The organism is Micromonospora polyrhachis (assembly GCF_014203835.1).
Taxonomy (GTDB): Bacteria; Actinomycetota; Actinomycetes; order Mycobacteriales; family Micromonosporaceae; genus Micromonospora_H; species Micromonospora_H polyrhachis.
Window position 1 is genome coordinate 248,726 of sequence record NZ_JACHJW010000001.1, and the last position, 20,361, is coordinate 269,086.

The 20,361-nt window shown below is 69.4% G+C and carries 15 protein-coding genes; 3 read left to right on the forward strand and 12 right to left on the reverse strand.

The window, feature by feature from the left end; all coding sequences use genetic code 11:
- Positions 1–43 precede the first annotated feature (43 nt).
- The 3 genes from FHR38_RS00865 to FHR38_RS00875 all read right to left on the reverse strand — a co-directional run bounded on the left by FHR38_RS00865 (position 44) and on the right by FHR38_RS00875 (position 3,091).
- On the reverse strand, positions 44–1,156 hold the full coding sequence (locus FHR38_RS00865; protein ID WP_184531915.1) for a HAMP domain-containing sensor histidine kinase: 1,113 nt from the start codon (positions 1,154–1,156) through the stop codon (positions 44–46).
- A complete protein-coding gene (locus FHR38_RS00870; RefSeq protein WP_184531916.1) occupies positions 1,156–1,857 on the reverse strand; it encodes a response regulator in 702 nt (233 codons plus the stop codon). The genes FHR38_RS00865 and FHR38_RS00870 overlap by 1 nt, the downstream gene beginning before the upstream one ends.
- A 103-nt stretch (positions 1,858–1,960) precedes the next feature.
- Positions 1,961–3,091: a beta-propeller fold lactonase family protein gene (locus FHR38_RS00875; RefSeq protein ID WP_184531919.1), complete on the reverse strand. Its 1,131-nt coding sequence runs from the start codon at positions 3,089–3,091 to the stop codon at positions 1,961–1,963.
- A 538-nt stretch (positions 3,092–3,629) separates the two neighbouring features.
- Between FHR38_RS00875 and FHR38_RS00880 the strand changes: the two genes are divergently transcribed.
- Positions 3,630–3,950, forward strand: a complete 321-nt coding sequence (locus FHR38_RS00880) for a cupin domain-containing protein (protein WP_184531921.1) — start codon at positions 3,630–3,632, stop codon at positions 3,948–3,950.
- Between the two features lie 22 nt (positions 3,951–3,972).
- Here FHR38_RS00880 and narI read toward each other — a convergent pair whose 3' ends face one another.
- The 5 genes from narI to FHR38_RS00905 form a co-directional block, all read right to left on the reverse strand.
- Positions 3,973–4,722 carry a respiratory nitrate reductase subunit gamma gene (narI, locus tag FHR38_RS00885; protein ID WP_221448866.1) on the reverse strand — a complete coding sequence of 250 codons (750 nt, stop codon included), beginning with the start codon at positions 4,720–4,722 and terminating at the stop codon, positions 3,973–3,975.
- The gene (gene narJ / locus FHR38_RS00890; RefSeq protein ID WP_184531924.1) at positions 4,719–5,342 is read right to left on the reverse strand and encodes a nitrate reductase molybdenum cofactor assembly chaperone; all 624 of its coding nucleotides are present in this window, start codon (positions 5,340–5,342) and stop codon (positions 4,719–4,721) included. The genes narI and narJ overlap by 4 nt, the downstream gene beginning before the upstream one ends.
- Entirely contained in the window at positions 5,339–6,967 is a 1,629-nt protein-coding gene (narH, locus tag FHR38_RS00895) for a nitrate reductase subunit beta (RefSeq protein ID WP_184531926.1), read from the reverse strand. Before narH ends, narJ begins: the two co-directional genes overlap by 4 nt.
- A gap of 31 nt (positions 6,968–6,998) precedes the next feature.
- On the reverse strand, positions 6,999–10,661 hold the full coding sequence (locus tag FHR38_RS00900) for a nitrate reductase subunit alpha (RefSeq protein WP_246446825.1): 3,663 nt from the start codon (positions 10,659–10,661) through the stop codon (positions 6,999–7,001).
- A 233-nt stretch (positions 10,662–10,894) separates the two neighbouring features.
- Positions 10,895–13,036 (reverse strand): LuxR family transcriptional regulator, encoded by a 2,142-nt coding sequence (locus FHR38_RS00905; RefSeq protein WP_184531928.1) that lies wholly within the window; start codon positions 13,034–13,036, stop codon positions 10,895–10,897.
- Positions 13,037–13,228: 192 nt separating this feature from the next.
- Here FHR38_RS00905 and FHR38_RS00910 point away from each other — a divergent pair, with 192 nt between their 5' ends.
- Positions 13,229–14,686 (forward strand): amidase, encoded by a 1,458-nt coding sequence (locus FHR38_RS00910; protein WP_184531930.1) that lies wholly within the window; start codon positions 13,229–13,231, stop codon positions 14,684–14,686.
- A 240-nt stretch (positions 14,687–14,926) separates the two neighbouring features.
- On the opposite strand, the gene FHR38_RS00915 is transcribed toward FHR38_RS00910, so the two are convergent.
- Both FHR38_RS00915 and FHR38_RS00920 read right to left on the reverse strand, forming a co-directional pair.
- Positions 14,927–15,295 carry a hypothetical protein gene (locus tag FHR38_RS00915; RefSeq protein ID WP_184531932.1) on the reverse strand — a complete coding sequence of 123 codons (369 nt, stop codon included), beginning with the start codon at positions 15,293–15,295 and terminating at the stop codon, positions 14,927–14,929.
- 59 nt (positions 15,296–15,354) lie between these two features.
- The gene (locus FHR38_RS00920; protein WP_184531934.1) at positions 15,355–15,699 is read right to left on the reverse strand and encodes a hypothetical protein; all 345 of its coding nucleotides are present in this window, start codon (positions 15,697–15,699) and stop codon (positions 15,355–15,357) included.
- 184 nt (positions 15,700–15,883) lie between these two features.
- On the opposite strand from FHR38_RS00920, the gene FHR38_RS00925 reads away from it, so the two are divergent.
- Complete coding sequence (locus FHR38_RS00925) at positions 15,884–18,259, forward strand: ATP-binding protein (RefSeq protein WP_184531936.1); 2,376 nt, start codon at positions 15,884–15,886, stop codon at positions 18,257–18,259.
- A 141-nt stretch (positions 18,260–18,400) separates the two neighbouring features.
- On the opposite strand, the gene FHR38_RS00930 is transcribed toward FHR38_RS00925, so the two are convergent.
- Together FHR38_RS00930 and FHR38_RS00935 are read right to left on the reverse strand one after the other, a co-directional pair.
- Complete coding sequence (locus tag FHR38_RS00930) at positions 18,401–18,847, reverse strand: DUF5980 family protein (RefSeq protein ID WP_184531938.1); 447 nt, start codon at positions 18,845–18,847, stop codon at positions 18,401–18,403.
- A 348-nt stretch (positions 18,848–19,195) separates the two neighbouring features.
- On the reverse strand, positions 19,196–20,353 hold the full coding sequence (locus tag FHR38_RS00935; protein ID WP_184531940.1) for an acyl-CoA dehydrogenase family protein: 1,158 nt from the start codon (positions 20,351–20,353) through the stop codon (positions 19,196–19,198).
- Between the last annotated feature and the right edge of the window lie 8 nt (positions 20,354–20,361).

Genomic DNA, 20,361 nt, shown 5'->3' on the forward strand with positions numbered 1-20,361 from the left:
AGTTGCTACGCAGGTTCGACCACCGGTGCTGGCAGGCGAGCCGTTACCGTCGCTCGTCGGCCGCAGGCAGGGTCACCACGATGGTCGTTCCGGCGCCGAGGCCGCTGCTGTCGGCGGTGACCCGGCCGCCGTGGTCGGTGATGATGGCGCGCACGATGGCCAACCCGATACCGGACCCATGGCGGGTCCGGTATCGGGCGGCGTCGGCCCGGTAGAAGCGCTCGAAGACGTGCGGCAGGTGTTCGGCGGCGATGCCTTCGCCGGTGTCGACGACGGTGATCCGCACACCGGCGGGATCACGGTCGGCGGTGACGGTGACGACTCCGCCGGATGGCGTGTGGCGCAGGGCGTTGTCGAGCAGGTTGCCCAGCACCTGACCGATGCGTTCGGCGTCGACATCGACCTCGGGCAGATCAGCCCCGACCTGCTCGGACAGCGTGACGCCCTGGTCCGTGTATCGCGGGTGGGCCGCTGCCACGGCGGTCCCGACGAGATCGGCCACGGCGATACGGCGGGGATGCAGGTCGAGCTGGTGTTCCTCGGCGCGGGACACGGCGGCGAGGTCTTCGGCCAGCCGGCGCAGCCGGCCGGTCTGGGCGCGCAGCACCGCCCAGGTCTCCTCGTCGGGCACCAGCACGCCATCCTCGGCGGCATCGACGTACGCCTCGATCGTGGCCACGGGAGTGCGTAGTTCATGGCCGAGGTCGGCCAGCAGCCGCCGGCGGGTGGCCTCGATCTCGGCCAGGCGGCCGGCCATCGCGTTGAACGCCGTGACCACGGTGTCGAACTCAGCCCCGAGGCCGGGGGCGGCCACCCGGGTGGTGTAGTGCCCGACGGCGATGTCCGTCGCCGCGGCGGCGAGCTGTCCCACCGGGTGTGCCACCCGGCGGGCCACGTAGGCGCTGACGGCCAGCGCGGCAGCCAGCGCGGCGACCAGCGCCACCACCAGGGACACCGCGCTGGCCGAGGCGTACGCCTCCTCCACGTGTCGGGCCGTGTCCGGGTCGACGTGGCCGGCGATCTGACGCAGGTGGTCGTGGAAGATGGCCGGGCCGACCGCCACGGCAACCAGCCCGAGGGTGATCGAGCCGGCCAGCACCACCAGGGTCTGCGCGGCGAACAGTCGGCGGGCCAAGCCCAGCCTCAGTCGGAGCATCAGCCTGCCCCCATCCGGTAGCCGACGCCGCGCACGGTACGGATGAACCTGGGCGCGGCCGGATCATCGCCGAGTTTGCGACGAAGGTGCCCGATGTGCACGTCGACCAGGTGCTCGTCGCCGACCCATCCCTCGCCCCAGACAGCGTCGATGAGCTGCCGGCGGGAAAACGCCATTCGCGGCCGGGCGGAGAGGGTGGCGAGCAGGTCGAACTCGGTGCGGGTGACCTCGACCGGCAGGTCGTCGACGGTGACCTCGCGGGCGCCGACATCGATGGACAGTGAGCCGAAGATGCGTGGTGGCTCCTCGACCATGGCCGTGGCAGCGGCAACGCTGGCGCGCGGGCGGCGCAGCATCACGCGTACCCGGGCGATGAGTTCCCGGGGGCTGAACGGCTTGGTGAGGTAGTCGTCCGCCCCCACCCCCAGACCGACCAGCTTGTCAACCTCGTCGGCACGGGCGGTGAGCATGACGACGTAGCAGTCGGTGAAGGTCCGCAGTTGCCGGCACACCTCGATGCCGTCCAGTCCGGGTAGGCCGAGGTCGAGCACCACTACGTCCGGTCGTTGCGCACGGGCAGCCGTCACGGCGGCGGGGCCGTCGAACACGCAACTCACCTCGTGGCCGTCGCGTTCCAGGTAGCTGGCTACCACCTTGGCCAGGCTCTGCTCGTCATCGACAACCAGTACACGGGTGCTCATGACGTCCATCCTGCGGGCTTGCTGCTCTCCTGGTGCAAGCCAGGGGAGCAGCAAGCCGCGTGGGAGCGGTTCCCCGGGAGCGCCGGCCGCTCAGCGGGCGCTGTCAGCCATGTCCCCCGTGGTCTCCGTGGCCTCCGGGGCTGGCGGCCGCCGATGGGGTGGGCAGGGTGACCGACGTTCGGGGTTCGGCCGAGGCGGGCGGCCGTGGGGCGTAGCTGATTCCGTTCGGCTGAGCGCCCACGTCGATCGTGGCGATCTTGGTGCGGGTGGGCAGGTCGATGACGGAGACCGTGGCGTCGTAGACGTTGGTGACCCACGCGCGGCGGCCGGTGGGGTCGATGACGACGCCGTGCGGACCTGATCCCGTGGTGATGCTGCCGGCCGGCGCCATGGTCGCGGTATCGATCACAGACAGCGCGTTACCCGGTTTGTCCTCGCTGCCCTGGTCGGCCGAGAGCAGGGTACGCCCGTCCGGGGTGAGGTAGACCTGCGCGGGTGCGGCAGGCACCCCGATCCGCCCGGTGACGCTACGGGCCGATAGATCGATCTTGACGATGCTCGGCGGCTGCGAGACGCTCGCGTACGCGTACCGGCTGTCCGGCGAGACCGCCACCTGGACGACAGGACCGCCCACCGGCACGGCGGCGACCTTCCGGTCGTTGCGGGCGTCGATCAGGTCAACCGTGCCGGCCTTGAGGTTGGCCACCACCAGGGCGGTGCCGTCCGGGCTCGGGCGCATGCCGTGCGGGCCGCCGCCGAGTTCGATGGTGCCCGACGGAGTCAGACCTGAACGGTAGACGGACACGGTCCCGGCTTCGTAGTTGGCGACGTAGGTCTTCTGCCCGTCGGGAGTCAGCACGACATGGGCGGGGCCGGCACCGGTGGGGGCGGCCGAGGCGAGCCGGTAGGTGGTGGCGTCGAGGGCAGCCACCGTGCTGGCGTGACCGCTGACCGCGTACACCCGACTGCCGTCCGGGCCGACCTGCACGTTGTGCGGGGCCTCGATGCCCTCGACGGTGGTGACCACGGTGCTGTTGGCGGCGTCGATGACCGACAGGCTGTGTCCGCCTTCATTGGCTACCCATACGGTGCCCGCGATCCCACCGGCTGACGGACTCGACGTGGGCGGGCTCGGGTCGACCCTTGGATCATCCGTCGAGGCGCATCCCCCGACCAGCACCACCAGCCCGACGACGACACCGGTGATGGCCAAGCGTGCCTGCCGCGATCTCATGCCCTGTCTCCTCCCGGCGATGCTGCCGGGAATCGGGCTCGTTCCTGGATATCTATCGGCCCTGGATTCCACAGCGAGCTTCGCCCTGTTTGTCCGCTCTGTTCTGACTGACGTTGCCGGTCGCTCGTCCCGACCCACGGTCACCCCCGGATCCGAAGAAACCAGCGGGCAAACCATGAACGTTCGATGAAGGCGCCGAGCGCCCGACACCGGAAGGCGATCGGATCGAGCGCTGCGGCTCGAACCAGCGGCCGAAGGACGTGGCAATCTCCAAGTTCTACGGCGCGAAGCGCGGCTCGCCTTCGTCCCGATAGCATCGCCGTTGTGGCTTCGGTACCAACGGTGGCTGTCGGTTGGTCGACTTCATGACGTCGACCTCGCCGCTGCGGGCTTCCATCTCGAACACCATCTCGCGGCCTGGAAGCGGCGCCCCGTCGACCTCACCGTCATCCTGCTACGAAGGCCGACCACAGTTCGAGAGAACCATCACCGCTCCCGAAGGGACACGCAGGTGAACGACCGTAGGGAAAATCTCGTCATGACCGACCTGGCCGATGTCGCATCACTGGTAGAGGTCGCACCGGACAGCACCGTCTCGCGCACCGTACTCAAGGCGGAGGGCGTGCGGCTGGTGCTCTTCTCGTTCGACAAGGGCCAGGAACTGACCGAGCACACCGCTGTGGTCCCGGTGCTGGTGCAGGTGCTCGACGGGCGCTTGCGGGTAACAGCGGCCGGCCGCGAGGTAGAGCTTCGACCCGGCGGGGTCGTCCATCTCGGTACGCGGCTGCCGCACGCCATCCTGGCTCTGGAGCCCAGCCGGATGCTGCTGACGATGCTCGACGCCCGCCAGACCGCTTGACGAGTTGGTTCGTAGATCGAATTCAGTACGGGGTACCGATCCTTCGCCACCGCCGTCCGGACGTGCCGGGCTCGGCGGGCGGTAGGGGGCGGCGGCTGCGGTAGACGATGAAGGGGCGCCACAGGTAGAACAGCGGAATGCTCCAGGCGTGCACCAGCCGGCTGAACGGCCAGACAGCGAAGATCAGCCACGCCGAAACCGCGTGGACCTGGTAGATCAGCGGCGCCTGGTTGATCACGTGCACGTCTGGCTGGAAGACGAACAGGCTGCGGAACCACGGCGCGACGGTGTCGCGGTATGCATATCCCTCGCTGAGTAGGCTGAACATGGTGGGCACGATGCCGGTGAGGATGACCAGCAGTAGCAGGATCAGGGCCAGGTAGTCGATCGGGTCGGTGGTCGCCCGTACCCGTGGCACCAGCAGCCGGCGGCCAGCCAGGATGATCACGCCAGCGGTTACCAGGACAGCGGCGATGAAGCCGGCGATCGAGGCGAACTGGTGGTAGGCCTCCTCGGAGATGCCGATGGCCTCGGTGGCCGCAACCGGGACGAGAATCCCGATGATGTGGCCGCCGATCGCGGCGAAGGTCGCGTAATGGAACAGCGGTGCGCCCCACTTGAGCAGTCGACGCTCCTGCAGTTCGGTGGAGCGGCTGGTCCAGCCGAACTGGTCGTAGCGCCAGCGCCAGATGTGTCCGACGATGAACACAGCCAGCGCGATGTAGGGCAGCACCACCCACCAGAAGAGATCCCCGGTGCTTACCTCGCTCACGGTCGGGCCGCCTTTCCAGTCAGGTATTCCGGTGGCGCGAAGGGCTCCAGGCCGACCTCTTCGCGGGGCGGTCCCTGACCCCAGGCCTGCGCGACTCGCGCGAGATCACCGGGACCGGGCCGGCCAAGTCGCGCGCAGACCGCGTGGACCACATCGACGTACGGTGTTCCTGCCTGCTGCAACGCGCGGCGCACCAGTTCCAGGTCGGCGCGGTGCGCGCGCAGCAGGGCCTCCCCCCGGGGGGTGAGCGCGGCGAAGTCAAGAACCAGCGGAAGATAGTCGGGCAGGTCCGTGTCGCATGGGTCGAACCCGGCGGTCCGGTAGGCGGCCTTGAACGACAGCAGCGCCATGCCCCGTTTGCGGGTGTCGCCGTACCGGTAGTAGGTCAGGTAGAGCGCACAACGACGGCGCAGGTCGAAGGTCTCCACGTAGTGCTGTGCCACCGCATTCGGCGGGCTCGCCCGCAGCCACGACAGAAACCGATCGAAGGGCCGCCGGCTGCCCTTGGGGCAGTCGCGCGCGGCCGAATCAAGGCGGTCGAGGCCGTCGAACAGCGCCACCGTCGGATACTGCAACAGCACCGAGGCCAGCTTGTACGGGTGGATCGTCTGCGCTGTCATCCTGGGCTCTCCGGTGGGAACAGATGCGGTGCGCTGCCCTGGCCGTTCCAGCCGAGCAGGTTGAAGTGCGTCCGGCCGTCGCGGCCATGGAAGGTGCCGCTGGCGCGCGAGTCGGTGCCGGGGTGGAAGTCCTCCACCGTGGGGGGACCCTGCCCGCCCATGCCCGGGCCGCCCTCGGTGTCGAGGGAGCAGAACAGTTGCTCGTGTTGGGCGGCGAGTCGACCGGCGTCCTCGACGTGTGCGGCCGGGATGACGTAGCGCTCGTTGTACTTGGCGATGGCCAGCAGCCGGTACAGGTCCTCCAGGTCGACGGAGGTCGCCCCGACCGAACCGGGCAGGGCCGGGTCGACCGGCAGGTCCAGCTGCTTGGCCCGCATGTAGGCGCGGATCGCGGCGAGTTTGCGCAACACCGCCCGTACCACGTCGGGGTCGCCGGCGGTGAACAGGTTGGCCAGGTAGTCGATCGGGATACGCAGCGCGTCGATGGTGGCGAAGACGCGGTCGGGGTCGGCCGGGTCGTAGCCTGCCGCGTGTACGACGTCGGCGACCGGCGACAGCGGCGGGATGTACCAGACCATCGGCAGGGTGCGGTACTCCGGGTGCAGCGGTAGTGCCACGCGGTGGCGTACCGCCAGGGCGTAGACCGGGGAGCGCCGGGCCGCCTCGATCCAGTCGGCCGCGATGCCCTGCCGGGCCGCCTCCGCCTGCACCTGCGGATCCTCGGGGTCGAGGAACACCGACAGTTGTGCCTCATAGAGCTGCTGCGGGTCGGGGACGGCAGCCGCCGGCAGCACGGCGTCGGCGTCGTAGAGGAACAGCCCGAGGTAGCGCAGTCGACCGACGCACGTTTCCGAGCAGATGGTCGGCAGCCCGAGTTCGGTACGGGGGTAGCAGAACGTGCACTTCTCCGCCTTGCCGGTGCGGTGGTTGAAGTACACCTTCTTGTACGGACAGCCGGACACACAGAACCGCCAGCCTCGGCAGCGATCCTGGTCGACCAGGACAATGCCGTCCTCGGCTCGCTTGTACATCGCCCCGGACGGGCAGGACGCCACGCAGGAGGGGTTGAGGCAGTGCTCGCAGATGCGCGGCAGGTAGAACATGAACACCTGCTCGAAGTCCATCTTGACCCGATCCTGCAGGCCGGCCAGGTTCGGGTCGTCTCGCGCGATCTCCAGCGAGCCGGCAAGATCATCATCCCAGTTACTGCCCCACCGTAGGCGCATGTCCCGGCCCGTCAACGACGAGATGGCGTGGACGCTGGGGTTGAACGTGCCCGCCGGAGCCTCGGTCAGGGTCTGGTAGTTGTAGGTCCACGGGTCACCGAAGTCGTCGATCGGGGGCAGGTCCGGGTTGTAGAAGATGGACAGCAGCTTCCGCAGCCGGCCGCCCGCCTTCAGCCGCAGCCGGCCCTTGCGGTCGAGCGACCAGCCGCCCTTCCACTGTTCCTGATCCTCGTAGCGTCTCGGATAGCCCAAGCCCGGCTTGGTCTCGACGTTGTTGTAGTAGACGTACTCCATCCCCGGACGGTTGGTCCAGGTCTGCTTGCAGGTCACCGAGCAGGTATGACAGCCGATGCACTTGTCGAGGTTCATCACCATCGCCACGTGCGCCATGATCCTCATCGCCGGGTCCCGTCCGCCTCGCTCGGCATCATCAGTACTCCACCTCCTGCGACCGGCGTCGGACTACGGTGATCTCGTCACGCTGGCCGCCCGTGGTCCCGTAGTAGTTGAACCCGAACGAGAACTGCCCGTAGCCACCGATCGCGTGCGTCGGTTTGATGATCAACCGGGTGAGCGAGTTGTCCGAGCCACCGTGCCAACCGGAGATCTCCGACTTGGGCGTCAGCAGATGCCGATCCTTGGCGTGGTACATGAAGACCGTGCCCTCGGGCATCCGGTGGCTGACCACCGCCCGGCAGGCAACCACCCCGTTCCGGTTGTACGCCTCGATCCAGTCGTTGTCGGAAACGTCGATCTTTGCCGCGTCCACCGGGCTCATCCAGATCACCGGTCCGCCCCGGAACAACCGCAGCATGTGCAGGTTGTCCTGGAATTCCGAGTGGATGGACCATTTCGAGTGCGGCGTCAGGTAGCGCAGGGTCAGCTCTGGGCGACCCTCCTCCTGCAGTCCCTGCGCACCGAAGTGCCGGGCGTAGTTCAGCGGCGGGCGGTAGGTCGGCAGCATCTCGCCGTACTCGGCCATCCAGTCGTGGTCGAGGAAGAAGTGCATTCGGCCGGTGAGGGTGTGCCATGGCTTCTTGCGCTCGACGTTGACCACGAACGGCGAGTAGCGCCGTCCCGCCGTCTCGCTGCCGGACCATTCCGGAGATGTGATCACCGCCTGCGGCCGTACCTGGGTGTCGTAGAACGTGATCCGCTCGCTGGATCGTTCCTCGGCCAGGTCGGCCAGGCGCACTCCGGTGCGCCGCTCCAACTCCTGCCACCCCCGCACGGCCAACTGCCCGTTGGTGGTACCCGACAGGGCCAGGATCGCCTCGGCAACCTGTATGTCACGCTCCAGCGTGGGGCGGCCGTCGGCCGGGCCGCCGCGTACGACCCCGTTGGCCCGGCGCAGGTAGTCGACCGCTTCGGTGGGCACCCAGCCAATGCCCTTGGCAGCGGTGCCGAGGGTGTCGACCAGCGGACCGAGCGCGGCCATCTTCTGCGCCACCATCGGATAGTCCCGCTCGACGACGGTCAGCCGGGGCATGTTCACCGCTGGAACGGGCTGCTCCTCACCGGTCTTCCAGTCCCGCACCCGGCCGCCCGGCTGAGCCATCTCGTCCGGGGTGTCGTGCAGGAGCGGGGTGGCGACCACGTCGCTGCGCCTGCCCAGATGGGTCTCGGCCAGCCGGGAGAAATCCTCGGCGATGAGCCGGAACGCGTCGAAGTCGGTACGGCTTTCCCAGGGCGGGGCGATCGCCGGGTTGAACGAGTTCACGAACGGGTGCATGTCGGTGGTGGAGATGTCGTGCTTCTCGTACCAGGTGGCGGCCGGTAGGACCACGTCGGCGAACGTACAGGTGCTGGTCATCCGGAAGTCGATGGTGGTGAGCAGGTCTAGCTTGGCCTGCGGCGCCTGCTCGCGCCAGGTCACCTCGACCGGGCGCACACGCTCCGGCGACTCCTCGGCGCTCACCGCGTGCTCCGTGCCGAGCAGGTGTCGCATGAAGTACTCCATGCCCTTGCCGGAGGAGCCGAGCAGGTTGGCCCGCCACACCGTGAGCACCCGTGGAAAGTTGCGCGGGTCATCCGGGTCCTCAACAGCGAACCGCAGTCTGCCGGCCTGTAGTTCCTGCACCACGTACTCCGGCACCGGCGTACCGGCGCGGGCAGCCTCGTCGGCCAGGTCCAGCGAGTTGCGGTCGAACGCCGGCTGCGATGGGGCCCAGCCCAGCCGCGATGCCTGTGCCAGGCAGTCGATGAAGGTCCGACCGGCGAACAGGCCCCGACCCAATGGGCTGCTCAGCTCGCCGGGACCGAAGTGCTCGTAGCGCCACTGGTCGGTGTGGACGTACCAGAACGACGTGCCGGTCATCTGCCGGGGAGGTCGCTGCCAGTCCAGCGCGAACGCCAGCGTCGACCAGCCGGTCAGGGGGCGGACCTTCTCCTGACCCACGTAGTGTGCCCAGCCACCACCGTTGACCCCCTGGCTGCCGCAGAGCAGGGTCAGGGTGAAGAACGCGCGATAGATCTGGTCGGAGTGGTACCAGTGGTTGGTGCCCGCCCCCATGCAGATCATCGACCGGCCGCGGGACAGTTCGGCGTTGCGGGCAAACTCGCGGGCCACCCGCACCGCCGCGGCGGCCGGCACCGAGCTGATCGCCTCCTGCCAGGCCGGCGTGTACGGCTGCGGGTCGTCGTAACCGGCGGGCCACTGCCCCGGCAGCCCGTCGCGGCGCACCGCGTACTGCGCCATCAGCAGGTCGAACACCGTGGTCACCAACCGGCCACCGACCCGCACCGCTGGCACCCCCCGGCGGATCGTCGACCCGCCCTCGGTCGGTCCGACATCGAAGCGGGACAGCTCCACCGCCACCGCCTCGCTGTGTCGGCCGTAGAGGGTCAGCACCGGGTCGACCCCGGCGAGGTCCAGGTTCCAGCGCCCCATCCCCGACTCGGTGTACCGGAATCCCAGCGAGCCGTTCGGCACGAACGGCTCGCCCGTCTCGGCGTTCAACAGCACCGTCTTGTGCGCGACGCCCTCCCCGTCACGACCAAGGTCCGCCGCGGTGAGGAACTTGTCCGGCACATAGCCGTCGCCGTGCTGCCGCAGGGTCACCAGGAACGGCAGATCGGTGTAGGTCTTGACGTACTCCGTGAAGTAGGGCACCTGCCGGTCGCGGAAGAACTCGGTGAGGATCACGTGACCCATCGCCATCGCCAATGCCCCGTCGGTGCCGGGTTTGGCCGCTAGCCAGTCGTCGGCGAACTTCGTGTGGTCGGAGTAGTCCGGCGAGACCACCACCACCTTTTGTCCCCGGTAGCGGGCCTCGGTCATGAAATGCGCGTCAGGGGTACGGGTGATCGGCAGGTTGGTCCCCCAGATGATCATGTAGGAGGAGTTGAACCAGTCTGCGGACTCTGGCACGTCGGTCTGGTCACCGAACACCTGAGGTGAGGCGATCGGCATGTCGGCGTACCAGTCGTAGAAGCTCAGGATCACTCCGCCGATCAGCGACAGGAACCGGCTGCCCGCGGTGTAGGAGACCATCGACATCGCTGGGATCGGCGAGAAGCCCACCACCCGGTCCGGGCCGTACTCCTTGATCGTGTGCACATGTGCCGCGGCGATGAGTTCGGTGACCTCCGGCCAGGTGGACCGTACGAACCCACCCTTGCCCCGGGCGTCCTTGTAGCGGGCGGCGCGTTCGGGATCGCCGGTGATCTCCGCCCACGCCGCCACCGGATCCAGCCGCCCCCGCGCCTCCCGCCAGAGCTCCAGCAGCGCCCCCCGCACATAGGGGTAACGCACCCGCGACGGCGAGTACGTGTACCACGAGAACGACGCACCCCGTGGGCAGCCTCGCGGCTCGTGCTCCGGCAGGTCCGGCCCCGGCGACGGATAGTCTGTCTGCTGCGTCTCCCAGGTGATGATCCCGTCCTTGACGAAGACCTTCCACGAGCACGATCCCGTGCAGTTCACTCCGTGGGTGGACCGCACCACCTTGTCGTGGTGCCACCGCTGCCGAGAGAACTGCTCCGCCGCCCGACCACCGACGCGGTGCACCTCCCGATAGTCGGGGGACGACTCGCCCGGCGAGAAGAACTGCGCCCCTCGCAGCAGCGACTCCACCGGCTCACCGATGGGCAGCAGCGGCGCTAACAGCCGTGGCGGGCGCGGGTCCGCCACGGGGCCCGGCTCTGCTGACGTTGGCCGATTCACGTGAACACCCACTCCGCCCTGGTCAGCCCATGTAGCACTGTGTCGACAATATCTGGCGTAACGGGTGATATCGGTCGTCTAACGGAATAGCAGTCGGGCCAGTTCTCCCCCGACCACCCGGAGGTCCCCGCCCACCCGGTCCAGGCTCGACTCTCCCCCGATCAGGCGGGGCCACCGCCCGCTCGGTAGACGCGGACCGCATCGGCGCGGCGGTGGACCCGCAGCCGGGCATTGACCGCCCGCAGGTGTGCGTGCACCGTTCGGACGCTCACCCCGAGTTCCGCAGCGATCGCCGCATCGGAGAGACCGCGCGCGACCGCCTGGAGGATCGCCCCTTGACGGGCGGTGACCAGTCCGCCAGCGGTCGGATCGGCAGCGACCCGCTCGGCGAGCCGGGCCCGCACCGCCGCCTGGCGGGTGCGCAGCCGCTGCCCGGGGTCCTCGCACTCCGCCAGCAGCCGCCCCGCCTCAGCCGACCAGCGCCGGGCGGCGTCCCCCCGCCCCGCGTCGAGTTCCAGCTCCGCCAGGCCCAGGGCGGCGTCCAAGGCGGTGATCCGGTCGGTCGCGGCGATCGCCAGAGCGTGGGCGTTCGCATAGCCGGCGACCGCGACGTCGGCCGCACCCGTGTGTTGGGCGACCGCCGCGTGGCAGAGGGCGAAGACCCGGTCCGTAAACGGTGCAGCGGCGTACCGGGAGCCGATCAGGGCCTCCGCTCGGGCCAACTGTTCCCCGGCGGCCGTCAGGTCCCCGCGCTCCGCGCGGACCCGGGCGAGGGTCGCCCGGCCGGCGACCTCGGCAACGGTGTTGCGCATCGGGGTGGCCGACTCCACGATCTCCGTCAGCCGGAACTCGACGTCGTCGCCGGGACCGGCGTAGTACGCCGACCCGGCCAGGATGACGTCGCAGTTCGCCCGCTGCGTGAAGTGCTCCGGCCCATGCATCGATCGGGCCCGCCGGGCCCAACGCACCGCCTCGCCGACGTCGCCGTGCAACGCGCTGAGGGAGGCCCGGCCGAGCGCGATACCGGCGGCGACCGACGGCAGGCCGTCGGCCAGGGGCCCCTGCCGGACCGGCGCCGCCTCGGCCAGCGTCAGGGCAAGGTGCACCTCCCCGGTACGGCCCGCGAACAGGCTCGCCGACGCGTGCGCGAGCAGTAGCCGCGCGTCGGCGTGTAGCTGCGCCGGGGCGATCCGGTCGATCCAGCCGAGGACGGTGGTGATGTGGCCGACGTCGAGCATCCGCCAGTACGTCGACGCGATCAGCTCGCCCGCCTCGACCTCGTCCCCGGCGGCAAGCAGGTGCGCGATCGCGCGGTCCGGCATGCCATGGTCGACGAACCAGCGGCCGGCGCGGCGGTGGGTGTCCTCGGTGTCGACGCCTTCGGTCGCCGCGGCCCGATGCAGCGCCTCCCGGAACAGCGGGTGGTAACGGAACCACACGCGGCGGCGGTCGAGCGGTACGACGAAGACTCCCGCCCGCTCGAGCCGGGCCAGCTTGCCGCTGCCGTCGGCCCCGCCGGTAACCGCCTCGCAGAGCGGGCCGCTCAGCCAGTCGAGCCCGGCGGTGCCGAGTAGGAAGCGACACAGGCCGGCCGGCAGTAGGGCGAGCACCTCCTCGACGACGTAGTCGTACAGGTGGTGGTGGTCGCCGCGGAGCCGCTCGTGTGGTTGCCCGGCGGCGAACCGCAGCGCGACCGGCCAGCCCTCGGCCCGCCGGATCGCCTCCTCGAACTCCGGGGTGGCCGGTCCGTCGAGCAGTGATCGTGCCTCGTCGGCGGAGAAGCCGAGATCACCTGTGCCGATCTCGGCCAGCGCCCCCAAGGCCCGCAGCCGGGCGAGGGCGATCGGGGGCCGGGTACGGCCGGCCAGCAGGAGCCGGATCCGGGAGCGGCCGAGCACGAGCAGTGCGAGTTCATCGCGGACGGCCGGGGTGTCGATCCGTTCGACGTTGTCGAGGGCCAGGACGAGGTCGGCGGGGGCGGACCGTCCGGTGGCGACGAGCTCCGCTATCCAGCTCCGACGGTCGCCCGACCCGGCCGGAGGCGGCGGCAGGCCGGCGAACCGGTCATCGACGCCGGCCAGCGCCTCGGTCACGCGGGTCCAGAAGACGACGGGCTCGGCACAGTCCGAATCCAGGTCGACCCGGGCGATCCGGTCCCGCCGCGCCGACGAGGCGGCCCAGCCAGCCAGACCGAGCGACTTGCCCCAGCCGGCGGGAGCGTGCACGACGGTCACCCGGTGCTGCCAGGCGGCGCTCTCCAGCCGCCGTTCCAGCGCCGGCCGGGGGCGGATCGTACGGATCATCGACGGCCAGCGTACGAGAACGTCCGCTGGCCCGTACGACCCAGGCGGCATTGCCTAGGCAGCGCTGCCGAGCCGTTGTCGAGCCGTTGTCGGCTCGGGTCGGCGACGGTGAGGCTGTCGGGACGGTGAACGGGGAACACTCGCCGGTCGACCATCGGACGGCCCGACGACCCTGGCCCAGGAGAGGACACCATGGAAGAGATCACCTGGCTCGACGCGACCGGACAGGCCGACCTGGTCCGCTCGGGCAAGATCAGTGCCCGCGAGCTCGTCGAGCATTCGATCAGCCGAATCGAGAAGCTGGATCCCGAGGTGAACGCATTCATCCACACCAGCTTCGACAAGGCGCGGGCGGTCGCCGACCGTGCGCCGGCCGGACCGTTCGGCGGGGTGCCCTTCGCCGTCAAGGACCTGTTCCAGCAGAGCGAGGGCGACCCCTACCACTACGGCACCCGGTTCCTGAAGGAGCTGGACTGGCGGGCACCGGCCGACACCTGGATGGTGTCGAAGCTGCGGGCGGCGGGGTTCGTGCTCGTCGGCCGGACGAACACGCCCGAGATCGGCGCGTGGACGACGACTGAGCCCGACTCGTACGGTCCCACACGCAACCCGTGGGACCTCCGCCGTTCGTCCGGCGGTTCCAGCGGCGGCTCGGCAGTCGCGGTCGCGACCGGCATGGTGCCGGCGGCACACGCCAACGATGGTGGCGGCTCGGTACGGATCCCGTCGAGCGCGAACGGTCTGGTGGGCTTGAAACCGACCCGGGCCCGGGTCTCGCTCGGCCCGGAGCTGGGTGAGGCGTGGGCCGGCATGACGCACGAGTCCGCCATCACCCGCTCGATACGGGACATCGCCGGCATCCTCGACGTCGTCGGCGGGATGGCACCCGGTGATCCGTACACGGCACCGACGCCGAAGCGCCCGTACGTGCAGGAGGTTGGCGTGCCGGTGGGCCGGCTGCGGGTCGGCATCCAGGTCGACCATCCGAACGTCGCGCTCGACCCCGAGGTGGTGGCGGCGGTCCGGTCGACGGCCACCCTGCTCGAGGAACTCGGGCACATCGTGGAGGAGGCACACCCGGCCGCACTGGACGCGCCGGCGGCCGAGGCGCAGGTGCTGATGCCGGTGTTCCAATACCTCGACATCGTGCGCTGGGGTAGGGCGATCGGCCGGGAACTCACCTCCGACGACCTGGACCAGGACAACTGGGCGCTCGGCAGGTACGGCAGGGACGTAACCGCCGTCGCCTACCTCGAAGGGCTGTACGCGCTGCATCGGTGGTGCCGGCGGGTCGCTGCCTGGTGGAACCACGACGACGCCGGCACCGACGGCGGGCGCGGCCCGGGCTACGACCTCCTGGTCACGCCGACGCTACCGAAGCTGCCGGCGATGCTCGGCGAGCTGCGGCCGGTACCCGGGCAGCCGCTGGCCGGCTTCCTGAAGTCGGGAGAGTACGTCAGCTTCACCTCGCCGTTCAACGCGACCGGACAGCCGGCGATGTCGCTGCCGATGCACTGGTCGGCCGATGGTCTGCCGGTCGGTGTGCAGTTCGTCGCCGCGTACGGCCGGGAGGACCTGCTGATCCGGCTGGGTAGCGTGCTGGAGCAGGCCCGGCCGTGGGCCGGCCGGCACCCGGGGATCACCGGATAGCTGGCCCGAGCGAAGTCCGGCACCCGGGGATCACCGGAGAGTTGGCCCGGGCGAAGTCCGGCACGCCGTCGTACGACTCCGCAGGCGGGCGCTCCCAACGGTGGCCGACTCCAGCGGCAACACCGGCTGGCGACGCTTCGCCGCACTGTGGGAGGGCTGAGTACCCCGGTGGGCAATGTGGACGAGGTGCCGGCCGGTGGCCCGGCGGGGAGCGTGGCCACCGGTCGGCACGAGGTGCGGTCAGGGCAGTTCGATCACGCTGACCCCGTTGACGCCCCAGTAGCAGGTGGGTGAGGGACCGAGCGTGTACCACCCGTCGGCGCTGCTGGTGTAGACGATGATGCTGTCGTAGGTGAACCCGGCGGTGCAGTCCACCCGAACCTTCCACTTCGCCACGTTGGGCGTGTAACAGGTGGCGTAACCGTTGTAGGCACCGAGACTGCCGGTTACCCCGGTCGAACAGGTCATCCCGTACACGGGGGTGACGAAGCTGGCGGTGGGTGCGGGCGTGCTGCCGGCGGATGCGGGCGATGCCGCCATGGCGGTCGCGGCCAGGCCAAGTCCGCCGGCGACCAGCGCGCCGCGTACTCGCCGGATCGTGGTTCGCATGTCCCTCTCTGCCTTCCTGTCGGTCGGTGGTTGTCTGGACGCGGTGGCTTTGGGGTGTCTCAGTAGAGCAGCCACAGGTCGTAGCCGCTGTAGTCGTAACGCAGCGCGCAGGTGAGGTTTCTCGCGAGACCCGCCGCGACATAGTCCCAACCGCTGGTCAGACATACGCTCTTGGCGTATTCGAGGTTGGCGGCGAGGACCGAGCCGTTGTAGAACCAACCCGGTCCCGGCCACAACGAGTACGGGTCGACCAACGCCGCCATCTCGACGGACGTCGACGGAGCGTTTGTGACCTCGGCCGGTGCCGCGTTCGCCGCCGTGCTCAGTCCCAGCGTCGCTCCGGTGCAGACGAGTGCCACGGTCGCCGCCCGTACGAGCAGCCTTGTCCTCAGGGATGTTCGCATGTGCTGTCTCTCCTTCCCGGATGGGCTGTGTGCGCGTCCAGGATGGGCCGGGTGGTGGATGACGCACCACGCACAGGAACCCGCACAGTCATCCGCACAGTTAGATGCGCGTGAATGTGCAACTGCTGCATCAGATGGTTGTCACACGCTGTCGGAGATTGAAGTGTGGTAGTTGAATGAGCGCATGGGGACGGCGCCCGGGGCGTTCGGGTCCGCGCTTCGAGTGCTCCGCGAGCGTGCCCGGCTGACCCAGGAACAGTTGGCCGAGCGTGCGGGCCTGAGTACGAACGCCATCAGCGCGCTGGAACGTGGGGCGCGGCGTCGGCCGTACCCGAGCACCATCCGGGCGCTCGCCGAGGCCCTCGGACTGAGCGCCGAGGAGCGCGTCGAGCTCGAACGCGTTATGCGCGGGCGCGCCGTGACACGCCGCCCCGAGCCACCGTCCGATGGCACGCCGCCACACCAGGACGCCGCGCTGGTGCCCCACCCAGAGGTCACGGTGCCCATGGTGGTACCGCGCCAGCCGCCCGTGGTGGTGCCACGGCAACTACCGGCGGTCGGCCGTGACTTCGTCGGCCGGACTGCCGACCTCGCCCAGCTTGACGCGCTGCTGTCGGCCGAGCCAGCCTCGGGGCCGGGCGTCCCATCCCCGGTGGTGATATCCGCGATCGGCGGCACCGCCGGGGTGGGGAAGACCACCCTCGCGCTGATCTGGGCACACCGGATGAAGGATCGCTTTCCCAACGGCCAGCTCTACGTCAACCTCCGTGGCTACGATCCGGGTCCGCCGGCCGCACCAAGTGACGTGTTGGAGGCGTTTCTGCGGGCACTCAACGTGGCACCGGAAGGCATTCCAGCACGGTTGGAGGAGCGCGCGGCGCTCTTCCGGTCGAGCGTGGACAACCGTCGGCTGCTGATGCTGCTGGACAATGCCGGCAACGCCGAGCAGGTGCGGCCGTTACTGCCCGGCTCGTCCACGTGTGTGGTGCTGGTGACGAGCCGGGCACGCCTCGACGGCCTCGCGGTCAGCGTGGGCGCGGTACATGTCACCCTCGACGTTCTGCCCGTCGCGGACGCCGTGACACTGCTGCGTACGTTGGTCGGAGCGGCGCGGTCCGACGCGGAGCCCCATGCCCTGACCGCCCTCGCTGGGTCCTGCGCGCGGCTGCCGTTGGCGTTGCGGCTGGCCGGGCAGCGTTTGGCGAGCCGGCCGTACCTGCGCATCACCGACCTGGTGGACGAGTTGGACGTCGAGACCCGCCGGCTGGACGTGCTGAGCGCTGGTGAGGACGCCTTCACGGCCGTTCGGTCCGTGTTCTCCTGGTCGTACCGCAGCCTGTCCACCACCCAGGCACGGATGTTCCGCCTGCTCGGTCTACACCCGGGGCCCGACATCAGCACCCATGCCGCTGCGGCGTTGGCCGGGATTCCCCTCACCGAGGCGCGGCAGCTCGTCGACGGTCTGGCCGACGCGCATCTCGTCGAGCACGTCGGGCGGGATCGGTGCCGGCTGCATGATCTGCTCCGCGCGTACGCCCGGGAACAGGCGCAGACCGTCGACACCCAGACGGATCGGTTGGAGGCGGTACGCCGGCTCGTTGGCTTCTATCTGCACAGTGCCTCGGTCGCCGGCCACCTGTTGCATCCGCGTCGGGAGCCCGCCATGGCCGATGGCGCACCGGTGCCCGTGCAGCTCGCGCCGGTCAGCGGCTACGACGAGGCGCTCGCGTGGTGCGAGGCCGAGCGGGTCAGCTTGGTCGCGGTCACCAGCGCGGCAGCCGAACACGGGATGTTCACGGCCGCCTGGCAGTTGCCCAACACCCTGTGGAGCTTCTATTACATCCGCAAGTACTGGGCGGACTGGGCAACCGTCTGTCAAATCGGGCTGGACGCCGCCCGGCGGTCGGAAGACTGCGGCGGGCAGGCTCGGATGTTGAGTGGGCTGGCCAGCGTCTATCGGGACCTGCACCGCTTCGATGAGGCGATCCTGCACTACCAACGTGCGCTCGACCTCAATCGGCGACTGGGCGATCGGTTCGGCGAAGCCCGGTTACTGAGCAACATCGGCGACGTCTATCTCGGCCTGCGCCGATACAACCACGCGCTCGACTATTCCTTCCGCGCCCTCGTCATCCTGCGCGAGGTCGGCGACCCCTATTTCGAGGGCGTGGCGCTGGGCAATCTCGCCGAGGCATATCTCGGCCTACACCGGTACGACGAGGCCCTGGAGAGCTTCCAGCGGGTCCTCGAACTCTGCCGAAAGATCGACCATCGTCATGGCGAAGGGCGCACGCTCATCCACCTCGGCGAAACCCACCTGGGCCTGCTGCGCCATGACGACGCCCTCGACCACCTCCACCGGGCGGTCCAGCTCTGCCGAGACATCGGCAACAGCCACGGCGAGGGCATGGCCTGGAAGATAGTCGGCCAGGTCCACCAGGCGACCGGCCGATCGGAGAAGGCCCGCCGTTGCTGGCAGACCTCAGCGAGGATCCTTCGCGAGGTGGGTGGACCCGAGGCGGACGAGGTCCTCGCGCAGCTGCGGAGGTTGACGGGCTGAGGTCTGCTCGTCGGGTCACGTCTCGTCGGGTTCGAGGATCATGCTGCGCTGGGCGGGGCGCAGTGGCAGACCCAACGTGGTGATGGCGAGACGTGCCGGCCCCACGCTGGATAGGACCAGATGACCGACCGCTGCCGAAGCTCAGAAGCAGCCCCAGCTTTCCTGCACCTGGATCGTGACCGGGACGCTCTGTGTCTCCACCCCGTCCGACGCCGTCAGCTCCGGTTGGTAGATCCCGAACGGTAGCGGCGGTAGGGTCATGTCGATCAGGTCGAGGGCGCTGCGACCGTCGCTTGATCCGGGTGCGAGCGGCTGATGCGGCAGACTCGTGGTCGTGCCGTCGGGCAGATTCCGCACTCCGACCTCGATGGGCGTCGACCACTCTCCGTCGATCGTGATCCAGAAGTACGTCCACCAGGGCTCACCGGCCGGAATGCAGATTCGCTGCCCGATGTCCATCAGCTGCCAGGTGGCTGTCGACGTCTTGGCACCCGTAGCAGCGGCCGGCGGACTGGCCGCCAGCGCCATGGCCACCGCGGCGGCCAGCCCGAGCGCCAGCCGAGCGACGCCTGAGGTCGATCGCAACATCAGCACCTCCCAATTCGTGGGCCGGGCGGACCCGACGATCCGCCAATCGCATTGGCCTTCTTGGATATAAAACCGAACCAAGCTGCTCTTGACAAGAGGTAAGCGACCGATTGGAACTCGGTAGAGAGCGCCGCCACGGCGCCGTCCCACGCAGGTCACCCGGTGACGGTGGGCGGCCTGCCGCCGGGAGGACCCAATCAACGACACTGATGTCGGAGACGAGGACTCGGAAACATCTCCGTGGCCGCGCTGATCCTGACCACCGGGCCTGGACAACTCAGCGGTCCGCATCCCCCCACGTCGTCGAGTTGGTCGATACGGGCGGCCGGCGGTGGTCGCGCGGAAATATCAGACCGTCAGCTCGCCGCGTACGAGCGCCCTCGCGACAACGGTCCGCAGGATGTCGTTCGTGCCCTCGCCGATGCTCATCAGGATCGAGTCCCGGTAGAGGCGCTCGACCTCGAACTCGGTGGAGTAGCCATAGCCGCCGTGCACCTTCATCGCGTCGATCGCGGCCTCGAGAGCGACCTCCGAGCAGAACACCTTGGCCATCCCGGTCTGCCCATCGGCGCGACCGCGCCGGACCGCGTCCGCCGCCCAGTACGCCATCAGGCGCGCGGCCTGCAACTGGATCGCGATGGTGGCGAGCTTGAGCTGGATCGCCTGGAACTCGGCGATCTGCCTGCCGAACGCCCTGCGCTGCTGGGCGTAGGCCAGCGCCTCGTCGTGGGCACGCTGCGCGATACCGACCGAGCGCGCGGCGATGTTGACCCGGCCCCACTCCAGGGCGGACAACGCCTGCTTGAGGCCGACGCCCTCGACGCCGCCGAGTAGCCGGTCCTTCGGTACCCGCACGCTGTCGAGAAGGATCTCGCAGGACTCGGTGCCCTTGTAGCCGAGCTTCGGGATGTCCCGCAGGACCTGGAAGCCCTCCAGCGTCGCGTCGACGAGCAGCACGCTCATGCCGGTGTGTGCGGGTGTGGCGTACGGGTCGGTCTTGACCAGCACCGGCAGCGGGTCGGCGTACCGCGCGTTGGTGATCCACATCTTGGTGCCGTCGACGACGTAGTGGTCGCCGTCGAGACGGGCGGTGGTGCGGATGCCCTGCAGGTCGGTGCCGGCGTCCGGCTCGGTGAGGCCGATGCCGGTCCGCCGGACGCCGGTGGCAAGGTCGGGCAGGTAGGCCCGTTTCTGTTCCTCGGTGCCATGCATGGCGATCATCCGGCAGGCCAGGGAGTGGCTACCGAGGATGCCGGCGATGCCCATCCAGCCCCGGGCCAACTCCTCGAACACCAGCGCGAACGAGACCGGGTCGAGGTCGAGGCCGCCGTACTCCTCCGGCACGGTGATGCCGAACAGCCCCATCTCGGCCATTCCCCGCACGATCTCCGTCGGGTACCGCCCAGCGTGCTCCCACTCCCGCGCGACCGGGATGACCTCGCGGTCGACGAAGGTACGGAGCAGGGCGCGGAAGTCCTGCTGCTCCTCGGTGAGCGTGAAGTCCATGGTGAGCC